The following is a 12,455-nucleotide window of genomic DNA, read 5'->3' on the forward strand; positions in this document are numbered from 1 at the left end:
TCCGCTCGATCATAATCTTGGCGGATGGTTTGCAAAAACAACGCATAGTTGCCCAAATTATTGGCATGATTCGCATCGGCGGATAACGCTCGCTCATACAACTCCTCCGCTCGGGCATAATCTTGGCGGATATTATCCAATAAATTAGCATAGTTGCCCAGATTAGTGGCATGATTCGCATCAACGGATAACGCTCGTTCATACAACTCCTCCGCTCGATCATAATCTTGGCGGATGGTTTGCAAAAACAACGCATAGTTGCCCAAATTATTGGCATGATTCGCATAAACGGATAACGCTCGCTCATACAACTCCTCCGCTCGGGCATAATCTTGGCGGATATTATTCAAAAAATTAGCATAGTTGCCCAATATATCCGCATCGTTCGGCGCCAACGCATAAGATTGAGCAAACCATTCTGCTCGTCTATCCGGTGAAATTGATATTGCCTCACCTGTAACATATGACAAAATAAGCGGATTATCCCAATGAGCATCAATAATATCTGCAATCTGTTCGTTTGTTAATACTTCTTTGCCCTTTTGACGCAATAAAAACTTGCCCAGCAGATGGGCATAACCCGGCTTTATGCCTCGTAAATGCTCCTGCTCTTGCTGCAATTCTTGGTACAGCGCATCGACCTGAGCGCTCTTAAAATGCACAAAACTAAGCACAAAAAAAAGTTTATCGCGTGAGGAAGTTAAGACACTCCTCTCCAACAACGACCAAAAGATTTCCGGGGAACACAAATCAGCCAATTGTGCTTTTAGCTTCGGCCCCTGCGCCCACCAGCCATGAAAGGCGGCCTCCACATAATCCTCTGCGTCGGGATCCTGCTCCTCGTGCAACAAGGTGAGATAATAGTCCAATAGCCGTTGATGTCCCTGCAAAGTCTGTTGGGCATGCTCGGCAGGCGCAGCAGAATTTCGCCAATATTTTTCCGCAATCTCCCGCATCCGATCATGAAAATAGTAGGGCTGCCCCACCCCACCATGCAACAAAAGGGTGTGATGATGCAGATCCCGCAACTGCCTTTTGACCAGCACAGAGCTGCTCTCTGCCCATAAAGCGGCCACAACCTCGAATGTGAATGGCCGACGCAACAGTGTCAACAACAACCAACGCTGCAACAATTGCGGCTGCGTGGCCGCCAGTTGCTGCACCGACAACAGCAAAACCTCATCCCCCTCCTGCAGCCAAGGCACCGAACCAGCCAATTGCACAACCTCAGCCAACATCTCTTCTACAGTAATATCAGAATAATTGCGGAGATATTGCCCAGCCTTGTACAGAAACAATGGCAAATGACCGCAACGCATGGCCAATTGCTTCCATATCTGCCCTGGCGCTGCCGCAGCCTCTCGCCTGGCACTCTTCTGCAACAGCGCAACCGCTCGTGGGTTATCAAAAAGCTGCAATGGCAAGGCATCAACCCGTTCCATGGTCGGAAAAGGCGGACGAGCGGTCAACAGATAACTGCTTTTTACCCCATCCAGCAACAACTCCCGCACCTGCTCTGGATCCTTGATATTGTCCAAAATCAACAGCAACGGATGCTCCGCCAACAGCCGACGATATGCCCGCTCCTCTTCCTCATCGGCATGCTGCAGGGTGACACCCATCTCACGCAACAATTGCCTCCGTGCCTCTTTCGGCACCAACGGTGTAGCAGAGACACCCCGTAAATCAATCATTAATGCGCCAAAAGGAAACTGCTCTTGATATTTTTCCTGCACCTGTGCAGCCACCGCCTTGGCCAGCTCGGTTTTACCTACCCCTCCCATCCCGGTTACCAGCAGGCGCTGCAACCCTGTCGTCAACACGGCAAGCGCCTGCTGCACTTCCGTATCACGTCCCAAAAAATAGAGCGTCGGTTGCATCACCCGTCCGGGGTGGAGATTGGCAAAAGGGTCGTGACGCAATCCTTGACCAAAATTGAAGGTCGGATGATCTATTTTCATATCGCCAGAATTGGCAACCCCCTGCAGCACTCCTACCGAGTTTTCAGCCATCATTCCGCCCCCAGAACAGAGTTATTTTTTCTCGACAGCAGCAAAGTTAAATACAGGTTTTTCCATGTGCATGCTTCCGGTATTGAGTACACCCTGTAGCGTGTCAACATGCACCCCGCCACTCTTCTGCTCTCTCTGCAACTCCTGTAACAACATCTGCAACTCCTGCAACCACTCCCTGTCCGCCTCGCTCAAAGCAGAAGCGGCAGGTAAAACAGCCTGCGGCGTCTCTGCCCCCTGCAACTCTACCTCACTCCGACGTTGCAACAAATGCTGACGCAGCAACTGCAACCCCTTTTCTGGCACGTTTCTGCCCATATCCTGAAATATCGATTGCGAACGGTCATACATGGCATTGCGAAATGGCTCCCAAATCGGGGACAAAAACTCAACTGTATTTTTCAGCAACTCTAACTCATCCATTGGGGGCAACTCCTGGTAATGTCATCGCCAACTGTATAATTATGGATATAATTATTGACCATTGTCAACATCAAAACGCTTGCCACACTCCGCAGCATTCCCTGCCGCGCCCCATGAACCGCAAAGAGTGAATCGGGCATCCGCCCTCCCAAAACGTGCCCCTGTGAAGCACAGATTGGTGCGATGTGCGCGAAGGCTTAAGCATTCGCTTTGGTAAACGCCGTACAGATGCAGGGATTTTTCCCTGCATCCATCAGGAGGAGATTATCTCCTCCTGGCAGGTGCAGGACAGTTTGATTTGTCTTCACTACCGCAACAATACCGACAACAAGGGCGCATAATCATCCTCCCACACCCGAAAACCCTCCGGTAACACCATCTCCTTGCCCACGGCCAAACGCTCATCCCGCCATATCTGATCATGGCGCGCCAACACCACCCACTTGGAACGCGCCCGCAACAAGCCCGCATCCCCAGGATCCTCAAATAAACGCGCCTGCACCCCCAACCGCTCCGCCGCCCCTGCCACTACCCAACTCAACTCCACATAACGATTGGAAAGATGAATTGCCAACACCCCATCCTCCCGCAAATGACGAAAATATAACTGCAACGCCTGCAAACTCAATAGATGAACCGGAATGGCATCCCCGGTAAAGGCATCCACCACCAGGAGATCAAATTGATTATCCGCCTCCCGCTCCAACTGTAACCGGGCATCCCCAACAACCACATCCTGGCGCGCCGGCAAACGCGCAAGATGAAAAAACCAGCGCTCTGCCACCTGCAACACCTGTGGATCCAATTCGTAGAAACGAAAATAATCTGCACTGCGCCCATAAGCTGCCAAAGAGGCCACCCCCAACCCAACCAACCCTACCCGCAATCCTCCCTGCTCCCCCTTGACCGCCAACACCCTCCCTACCCCACTCTGCGTACCATAATAGGTGGTCGCGATATCTCGCTTCTCTTCCGCCAAAAATTGCCCACCATGAATAATCCGCCCATGCAGCAATTTGCGAAATCCAAGCTGAGGGTCTTCATAAACCTTCAAAATTCCATAAAAATTGCGCACTGCAAACAGCAAACCCCTCTGCAAAACCACATATTCTGCAACAGTTTGCCAGGCCGCCACTATAAACAGCAATAACACTCCATATAAAAATATTTTACCCATACGCACAGAAGAAAAGTGCAAATTGGGCCACATTGCATACAAAGAGACCAACCCACACAGCAAGAGGGATACAGGATATTCGCAAGCATCCACACACAACAGAGGCGCCACAAAAGTGGCAGCCACCCCACCCAAAGCACCTCCCAAGGCAATCACAAGATAATATTGTGTCAAATGCTCACTACCAGGACGCAGCAATGCCAACTCGCTATGACACACCAAAAACAGTATCGCCACAGCAAGAAGCAGGACAGCGAGAGTCAGAGACAGAGAGAAAGAGTCGGAAGGTGTCAACGGCAGCAGCAGCAAAATCGCCATAGCCAGCAGCAACAACGGCATAAACAGAGCGCGCCGATACCAATCTCCCTGCGCAAAGGCAAGAACAAAGGAGAAGAGATAGAGAGCCAGCGGCAACAACCATAACAGAGGAATGGGTGCCATATCGCTGGTCAAAAGGCGGGTAAACGCAATCAGCAATAGCGACGGAGCCAACGATAACAGCAGACACAACAGCATGCTGCGCCAGGGAACGACACTCTGAGAGCGCACCTGATGTACAAAAGAGCGTTGTTGCCCATTGTGCCAAGCCAACACAGCACACAGCAGAGCATAGAGAACAAACAATAAAGACCAGAGCAAACGCTGTTGTTGCAAGGCAGACCAGGGTTCGATCAAAAAGGGATAGGCAAGCAATGCCAGTAGTGAACCAGCGTTGGAGAGCGCAAACAGACGATAGACTTGCGTGGACTGCCGCTGTTGGGCAACCCAGGCTTGCAGCAAAGGGGAGCTGGCCGCCAACACAAGATAGGGCAAGCCAATACTGACACTTAACAAGGCGAGAATATAGGGTAAAGGCTCTTCCGTACCCGTTGGTTTCCAGGAGCTGGAAAAGTCAACAGGCAGAGTGGCAAGAGCGAGGGCGAGCAGGATAAAATGCAGCAAGGATTGTATTTTTGGCGAGAGCCAGCGCCTGCTGGCATGGGCATAGAGATAGCCCCCAAGCAACAGGGTTTGAAAAAAGAGCAGACAACTGCTCCAGACAGAGCTGGAACCGCCAAACCAAGGCAAAATAATTTTGCCACTCATCGGTTGCAGCAGAAAGAGCAGAAAGGCGCCAAGCAGGATGGTCGTGCCATAGAGAGAGGCAAGCAGCCGAGCGCTCAACATCTGCAGCAAACTCCCAAAAAGTGGGTATAACCACAATATAAAGAAACTGTGATGATAGGGAGAATGGTGACCAATGACCACCAGAGCCTTAGAAAACAGCACAGTGGAGTTAAGAGCGGCAACAGCGAGTTCCAGTGTAATAGTATAATGATGAAACCACGAAGATCTATACAACACTATAACACACAAACAATAATTTAACTAAGTAATTTGTTGTATTAGATATTTTTGTCAAAAAACTGTAAAGCGCTGCTTTAACCATTAGCCATGCGCATAAACCAAGACCCTCGCCTCAAACATACTGAAAAAAGGAAAAGGTCATGGATACAAGGACGGGCGGACGAAGAGCATATGTTACACTCGGAAAAAAATGAATCGAGACAGGCAAGAAAAAGTCACACCAGATACGCATTACACTGTTGTATAGTGCACATACTAACGCAATTCAAATGATTGCATATCCTGCTTATTCCACTCTTCAATAATTTTATTCTTTTCGTCAACCAAAAGCCGATAAGCCTTCTCTTTCTCCTGCTGTTCGATCATCTCATTCCATATCTTGGTAATCGATCTTGAAACCTGCTCTGTCGTTCGACTGTCCCACTCAGGAAGGTCAGGCTTATGCAATGACATCGTTCGTCTCCTTATCCACTGCGTCACGAGCATGATATGCTATTTTAGATCTTTCCAAATAGCGAGGGTTCAATTCAGGATTAAAAAAATGTTTACGTTTCAACCACAGCAGCCCTTCAGTTTTGGTAATTGCTACCACATCAATCGGCCCCCCAACCGATTCACTCGCTGAGGTCATACGCTCACGCAACGACTCCAGGATTAATAGCGATTCAGCCATATTACCCATCTCTTGCACACTTAAATGACTGAGAATCTGTCGTAAAGGATAAAGATTAGCTTCTAAACTTTGTTCTTTCCAAGTCTTCATAAATTTTTCTATACGGTTATCTATTATTGATGCAGATATATCTTCAGGTATTGCATAGCCAGCACTCCCCAAATCTAAAAAAACTGCTTTAAATGCCTTTCGACTTTCTGCTAAAATAATATCACGCAATTTATTATCAAAACCATCTGTAAACCTATCAATCATTGAAGTCATTGCAAATGGAACAATGCAAGAACTGTTACTATGTGAAATACTGTTGCGACCACTAATCTTCCACAATAATTTCTTCCCAATATGGCCATAAATACAAACCTGTATATAACCAGGAAAAATATCTTTTGATCCATATCCAGTCAATAACATACCAGTATAACCAAGAAAAGGAAGACGACTTAAAAAAATTTTTTTAGCGACATCTATCAGTTGAGGCCAATTAATAATATTATAAATATCAATTTTAACAAATTTTTCACGCACCTCCTCTTCAAGAGCAAACGACAACCCTGTAAAACAATCATTAAAACGACTAAATAAGTCATTGTCAATTTCAATTATTTTATTGCAATATTCAATGCCTTTTGCCATCAACTCCTTTCTCTTATCCTCAGAAATTTCCAGGTTAGAAATATCTTTAAATTCATTTTTTATTATTTCCAGTATTCTACTTACAATATAAGAAAAACGAGATTTCAGCACAGCATTTCGCACATCAATTGGAAATAGACATTCATTATCTTGAACAAAATCAATTATTTTCTCAACATAGTTATCCAATTTCGCAAGTGGAGGCTGAGAAGACAACTCCTCTCGAAAAAGTTTTAACACAAGCTTCCAAGGAACACGATCAATTTCTGCGGAAGAAAAAATAGTTGCAGCAATATTACCGTGGATAGAAATATCAAAAATTTTATTCGCATGCTTGGAATATCTTGCATGCGGTTCATACATCAATGTCACAGCACTATCAGCCGCAATAACGACAGCGTGTTTATTCATCAACAAAACTTCGCTGGTCATTGTTTATACCCTCAATAAATTATTATCGTTCAAACAAAAAACCATTATTATAAATATTTCTTGCAAACATCCAGACAAAAAATTGGCGGATGGGGAGGGATTTGAACCCCCGGTGCCTTTCGACACGACGATTTTCAAGACCGTTGCCATAAGCCGCTCGGCCACCCATCCGTTTTGAACTGCGCGATTCTACTCCTGTGGGCGCAAAATTTCTACCCCGCCCATGTAGGGACGCAAGGCATCCGGTATCACCACCGATCCATCCGCCTGCTGAAAATTTTCCAACAACGCTACCAAAGTACGTCCTACCGCTATACCAGAACCATTCAAGGTATGCAACAACTCTACCTTGCGCCCCTCCTTGCGCCGAAGACGGGCCTGCATCCGTCGCGCCTGAAAATCTCCGGTGTTGGAACAGGAGGAGATCTCCCGATAACATCCCTGTCCTGGCAACCATACCTCCAGATCATAGGTCTTGCACGAGGCAAAGCCTAAATCCCCTGTGCATAAAGCTACCCGACGATATGGCAACTCCAAACGCTGCAAAACCTGCTCCGCATCCCGTGTCAACTGCTCCAAGGCCGCCCCACTCTCCTCCGGACGGGTGATCCATACCAACTCCACTTTATCAAATTGATGCTGGCGAATCAAACCCCGTGTATCACGCCCAGCCGCCCCCGCTTCCCGCCGAAAACAGGAGGTCCAGGCCACAAACTTTAACGGTAACCGCTCCTCCTCAATAATCTCGCCACGCACCAAATTGGTCACCGGCACCTCCGCCGTCGGGATCAAAAACAGTGCATCATCCCGCGCCGCAAACAACTCCTCTTCAAATTTGGGCAACTGACCGGTGCCAAACAAACTCTCCCGATTGACCAAAAAAGGCGGCATTATCTCCGTATAACCATGCTCACCACTATGCAAATCCAACATGAACTGAATCAATGCCCGATTCAAACGCGCTCCCGCGCCACGCAAAACCGTAAACCGCGCCCCAGCAACCAAAATCCCAGCATCAAAATCCAATATACCCAAACGTTGGCCAATCTCCCAATGTGGCAACTCCTCAAAGGCTTTGCGCGCCGGCTGCTGCTCATCAGGCCAACGACAAATCTCCAGATTATCCTGCTCATCACGGCCAAGAGGAACTGTCTCATCTGGCAAATTGGGCAGCTCCGCCAAAACCGCCAACAACTCACTCTCCATGGTGGCCAACTGCTGCTGCAACTCCTGCAACTGCGGCCCACATTGCACCATCTCGGCCATCAATGCAGAGACATCCTGCCCCTTGCCCTTTAACTGGCCAATCTGTCGGGAAATGGCATTGCGCCGCGCCTGCAGATTTTCCGTCTCCGTCTGCAACGCCCGCTTGGCAGCTTCCAGTTGATAGACCTTCTGCAAATTATAAGCACGTCCCCGACTGGCCAGACGCTCCTCAACCCATTGCGGATTGTCACGAATCTTTTTGAGATCCAACACCTTGCCTACTCCTCCTCCACTCCTGCTGCCTCGCCGGAATCCTCCAACTCCGTGACGCCACTCTCCTGCCGAGACTCTCCCTCATCGACATCAGCAATCAAACGCGCAAGCGAAACCAAACGCTCGCCACTGCCCACATTCAATACCTTCACCCCTTGCGCATTGCGCCCGGTTACCCGAATCGAATCCACATCGGTGCGCAAAACTGTACCCTGATCCGAAATCAACATGACCTGATCGCCAGGCCATACCGTCAAGGCATCCACTACCGGTCCATTGCGTTCACTGGTGATGATACCAATCACCCCCTGCGTCCCCCGCCCTTTGGTGGGAAACAGCTCTTCACCAGTCCGCTTGCCAAAACCACGCTCGGTTACCACCAACAATTGACAGCCCGAACCAGGCAACAACACATTCAGCGAAATCACTCGATCTTCGCCTCGCAAACGCATGCCTCGCACCCCACGTGCCACCCGACCCATGCGTCGCACCTGATTGGTGCGAAAACGTACCGCTTTGCCACTGCGCGAAAACAGCATCACCCGCCCAGGGCGTCCCGGCAAACTGCTGCCCTCATCCCCCTCCGCAGACTCCTCCTCCACCAACTCCTCTTCCAACACCGGAAGCTCTATCTCGCTCTCGCCCTCGCCCTCCTCGCCAGCAGCCATACTGGCCGCAATCTCCTCCGGCTTGGGCATATCTTCTGGCAAAATCGGCAGCAAGGCCACCCCGATCAAATCATCTCCCTCGCGCAGATCCACCGCCCGCAAGCCGCTCAAACGAATATTGGCATAGGCCGCCAACAAACTTTTTTTGATCAACCCCTGACTGGTGGCAAACAACAGCTCCCACTGTCCCCACTCGGGAACCGGAATCGGCGCCGGGAGAATCTGCCGCACCATCTCCCCCTTCTCCAACGCCAAAATATTGCCCACATGTCGGCCTCGCGCCGCCCGACTGCCCAAAGGAATATCATAGACCTTCAGCTTGAAAACACGCCCCTGATTGGTAAAACAGAGAATCGTATCATGGGTTGAAGCCACAAACAGTTGCGAAATAAAATCCTCATCCCGCACATCTGTGGCACTCTTACCCCGTCCACCTCGGCGCTGGGTACGATATTCCACACTCGGCTGCCGTTTGATATAACCGGCATGACTGACCGTAACCACCATCTCCTCTTCGGCAATCAAATCAGCCAGGGAAAAATCACCCACATCATCGATAATTTCACTGCGCCGTGCATCGGCAAACAAGGCGCGAATCTGTAGCAACTCCCCCTTGATCACCCCCATCAAAACCGCATCCGATGACAATATGGCTTGCAAACGGGCAATCTCAACCAAAATGGTCGCAAACTCCTCGTGAATCTTCTCCTGCTCCAGACCGGTCAAACGATGCAAACGCAAATCCAAAATGGCCTGCGCCTGCTCTTCACTCAGCCGATAGCCACCCTCGACAAATTGGCGAGAGATCACTTCACCCTCTTGGGTTTTTGCCAACAGAGCCTCTACTCCGCCCCGTTGCCAAATCTCCGCCAACATCGCCGCTTTGGCCTCCGCCGGTGAGGCAGCTTGACGAATCACCTCAATAATCCGATCAATATTGGCCAGAGCTACCGACAACCCTTCCAAAATATGGCTGCGCTCTTCCGCCTTGTTCAACTCAAAACGGGTGCGCCGCGTCACCACCTCGCGGCGATGGTTGATAAACTCCTCCAAAATCCGCTTCAGATCGAGCAGCATGGGCCGCCCCTGCACCAAAGCCAGGGCGTTGACCCCAAAGGTCGATTGCATAGCCGTATGTTTGTATAACTGGTTGAGCAGAATATCGGCCTGCATATCCCGCTTCAACTCGATCACCACCCGCATCCCCTCCCGATCTGACTCATCACGCAGATCAGAGATACCAGTCACCTTTTTTTCCCGTACCAACTCAGCAATTCGCTCCACCAGACGCGCCTTGTTGACCTGGAAGGGCAACTCCTTGATGATGATGGCTTCGCGATTTTCACGCAGTTGTTCGACTTCGGTTTTGGCACGAATCACAATGGTGCCGCGCCCGGTCAGATAGGCGCTGCGAATACCGGCACGCCCACAAATAGTCCCACCCGTAGGAAAATCTGGACCAGGCACCCAGCGCAACAGATCCAGCACCTGCAAATCGGGCTGCTCGATCAAGGCTATAGTGGCATCGATCACCTCCCCCAGATTGTGCGGAGGAATATTGGTGGCCATACCCACAGCAATTCCCGAAGAGCCGTTGACCAGCAGATTGGGAAATTTACCCGGTAATATTTTTGGCTCTTCCAACGAGCCATCATAGTTGGGACCAAAGTTGACCGTCTCTTTATCAATATCGGCCAACAGCTCACTGGCCAGTCGGGTCATGCGCACTTCGGTATAACGCATCGCCGCCGCCGAATCGCCATCCACCGAACCAAAGTTGCCCTGGCCGTCAATCAGCAGATAGCGCATCGAAAAGGGCTGGGCCATGCGCACAATAGTGTCATAAACCGCTACATCGCCGTGCGGATGAAATTTACCGATCACATCACCGACCACGCGCGCCGATTTTTTATAGGCACGATTCCAATCGTTGCCCAACTCGTGCATGGCAAATAATACCCGACGATGCACCGGTTTCAGACCATCCCGCACATCGGGCAAGGCCCGTCCCACAATAACGCTCATCGCATAATCAAGATAAGATGCCCGCATCTCATCTTCAATGTTGACGGGAATTTGTCTACTGATACTTAATTCGGTCATGCGCCTTCCTGACCCCCACTGGAGCTTTAACTACCTGCAAAAAAGAACGGATCAGTCTAACAAATTTTCCTCATCCTGCATAGGCACGTTAACACCACTCCAGCAAATCAGATATTTCCTTTAACGACCTTGCCCCCCCTGCCATGGCTGCAAGGCTTCAAAACGCTCGCCATCCAACCGCCAATCCCCTTGCCCGGCGGCAGGAGGCCTGTTCCCCTCCAACCAACGCCATAAACGATTCATCCCCTCATGCCCCTCCTGCCGCTGCCGGGGCGCAAACTGCTCCTCACACATCGTGATCATCGCCTGAGCACTGGCATCATTTTGCACCTGCGGCAGGTATCGCAACAGACAATCCTCCAGATCCATAACCTCCCCCTGGCGCTCCAAACTATAACGACGTTGGCAGGCCCACTGCAATTTGCCGGCAGCAAGCGCACTGGGCGTCGCTTGCACTCTGTGCAACAAACACTCCCGATAGCGCTCTTCCGCCTCTTTTTGCTCACGTTCCAACCAAAGTGTTCCCTGCCCAGCCAATAGCCAACCAGGCAACACTATCAGCAACAATCCCAGCCCTATCCGCACAGGCTCCTCCTCCCTTGGCAATGTGCGCAAACCCAACGCAAACACGGTTGACAGCCCCCCCGTGAGCAGGCTCTAATGAACAACCTGGAGAGCCCGCAGCAAAAGCCTTCCCTGCTCTGCACCATTATTCCCTAACCATCGAGGTTACACGTGGAAAAAGTATCATACATGCCCGAATGGCCAGAAAATCCTTTGACCCTGAAGATTTTTGAACATCTCAAAAGCGAATTTGAGGCCGATGGCCGGCAGGCTGTCGGTGTCCATCTCACCCCCGAACAGGCCAGTTTTCTGCGTTGGGAGTTGCACCAGCTCTATGGCCGGGATCTGGGAGAAGAGTTGCCCACCCTGTTCGGCTTGGAAGTACTCTCCCGCGATGCCCCCGAGCTGCGTTTTGTCGCCCCTTGATACAGCATTGCGCCATGGACTATTCCACTATTCTCCAAGCTTTGCAAGAGGCTACACCCTTCGATCTCTATCGTCTACAGGTGGCAATCGGTAACCTGTTGCAGCGCCCGGAAACCTTGCAGGCACTCAAACGGGCGGTCAAGCCTGGAATGGAGGTCAGCTATTTTCACGAACGGGAAAACTGCCTGCACCCGGCAGTCATCGAAGAGGTTCGTCGTACTGCCGTGATAGTACGTGATAAAAAGGATGGACAAAGCTGGAATGTGCCTCTCTATACTCTCAATCTGCAAGAGGTGCCTACCGAGATCCATACCCAAAAAGGGGAAAAAAAACAGGATAAAAATCAGTTTACAGTCGGTGATGCCGTTGGCTTCCGCGACCGTGGCCAGCGCGAATGGTATGGCAAAGTCGTGCAACTCAATCCCCGTACTGCCACCATCCTGACCCAAATGGGTACCCGTTGGCGTGTTGATTATACTTTATTGTTCAAGATCATGGATAGTCAGGCGCGACAG

10 protein-coding genes and 1 tRNA gene are annotated in these 12,455 nt (G+C 50.3%); 2 read left to right on the plus strand and 9 right to left on the minus strand.

Going from position 1 to position 12,455, the window contains the following annotated elements; genetic code table 11:
* The 9 genes from EJP87_RS09100 to EJP87_RS09140 form a co-directional block, all read right to left on the minus strand.
* Positions 1–2,015, minus strand: a 2,015-nt coding sequence (locus EJP87_RS09100; protein ID WP_130471554.1) for a tetratricopeptide repeat protein, incomplete at its 3' end; no start/stop codon positions are given.
* 18 nt (positions 2,016–2,033) lie between these two features.
* Positions 2,034–2,435 (minus strand): hypothetical protein, encoded by a 402-nt coding sequence (locus tag EJP87_RS09105; protein WP_130471555.1) that lies wholly within the window; start codon positions 2,433–2,435, stop codon positions 2,034–2,036.
* Between the two features lie 307 nt (positions 2,436–2,742).
* The gene (locus EJP87_RS09110) at positions 2,743–4,779 is read right to left on the minus strand and encodes a fused MFS/spermidine synthase (protein WP_130471556.1); all 2,037 of its coding nucleotides are present in this window, start codon (positions 4,777–4,779) and stop codon (positions 2,743–2,745) included.
* A 435-nt stretch (positions 4,780–5,214) separates the two neighbouring features.
* On the minus strand, positions 5,215–5,412 hold the full coding sequence (locus EJP87_RS09115; RefSeq protein ID WP_130471557.1) for a hypothetical protein: 198 nt from the start codon (positions 5,410–5,412) through the stop codon (positions 5,215–5,217).
* Positions 5,399–6,700, minus strand: a complete 1,302-nt coding sequence (locus tag EJP87_RS09120) for a hypothetical protein (protein ID WP_130471558.1) — start codon at positions 6,698–6,700, stop codon at positions 5,399–5,401. The genes EJP87_RS09115 and EJP87_RS09120 overlap by 14 nt, the downstream gene beginning before the upstream one ends.
* An 83-nt stretch (positions 6,701–6,783) precedes the next feature.
* A tRNA-Ser gene (locus EJP87_RS09125) sits at positions 6,784–6,871 on the minus strand.
* Positions 6,872–6,889: 18 nt separating this feature from the next.
* The gene (serS, locus tag EJP87_RS09130) at positions 6,890–8,179 is read right to left on the minus strand and encodes a serine--tRNA ligase (RefSeq protein ID WP_130471559.1); all 1,290 of its coding nucleotides are present in this window, start codon (positions 8,177–8,179) and stop codon (positions 6,890–6,892) included.
* Between the two features lie 5 nt (positions 8,180–8,184).
* On the minus strand, positions 8,185–10,950 hold the full coding sequence (gyrA, locus tag EJP87_RS09135; protein WP_130471560.1) for a DNA gyrase subunit A: 2,766 nt from the start codon (positions 10,948–10,950) through the stop codon (positions 8,185–8,187).
* 120 nt (positions 10,951–11,070) lie between these two features.
* Positions 11,071–11,535 (minus strand): hypothetical protein, encoded by a 465-nt coding sequence (locus EJP87_RS09140; protein WP_130471561.1) that lies wholly within the window; start codon positions 11,533–11,535, stop codon positions 11,071–11,073.
* Positions 11,536–11,703: 168 nt separating this feature from the next.
* Here EJP87_RS09140 and EJP87_RS09145 point away from each other — a divergent pair, with 168 nt between their 5' ends.
* Together EJP87_RS09145 and EJP87_RS09150 are read left to right on the plus strand one after the other, a co-directional pair.
* A complete protein-coding gene (locus EJP87_RS09145; protein ID WP_130471562.1) occupies positions 11,704–11,940 on the plus strand; it encodes a hypothetical protein in 237 nt (78 codons plus the stop codon).
* A gap of 14 nt (positions 11,941–11,954) precedes the next feature.
* Positions 11,955–12,455, plus strand: a 501-nt coding sequence (locus tag EJP87_RS09150; protein WP_130471563.1) for a hypothetical protein, incomplete at its 3' end; no start/stop codon positions are given.

Origin of the sequence: Candidatus Magnetaquicoccus inordinatus (assembly GCF_004217665.1) — a bacterium.
GTDB lineage: Bacteria > Pseudomonadota > Magnetococcia > Magnetococcales > Magnetaquicoccaceae > Magnetaquicoccus > Magnetaquicoccus inordinatus.

Coding starts and splice junctions, on each gene's coding strand:
- EJP87_RS09120 (WP_130471558.1), bottom strand. CDS start 6,700: ATGACCAGCGAAGTTTTGTTGATGAATAAACACGCTGTCGTTATTGCG.
- EJP87_RS09145 (WP_130471562.1), top strand. CDS start 11,704: ATGCCCGAATGGCCAGAAAATCCTTTGACCCTGAAGATTTTTGAACAT.
- gyrA (WP_130471560.1), bottom strand. CDS start 10,950: ATGACCGAATTAAGTATCAGTAGACAAATTCCCGTCAACATTGAAGAT.
- EJP87_RS09110 (WP_130471556.1), bottom strand. CDS start 4,779: ATGTTGAGCGCTCGGCTGCTTGCCTCTCTCTATGGCACGACCATCCTG.
- EJP87_RS09115 (WP_130471557.1), bottom strand. CDS start 5,412: ATGTCATTGCATAAGCCTGACCTTCCTGAGTGGGACAGTCGAACGACA.
- EJP87_RS09105 (WP_130471555.1), bottom strand. CDS start 2,435: ATGGATGAGTTAGAGTTGCTGAAAAATACAGTTGAGTTTTTGTCCCCG.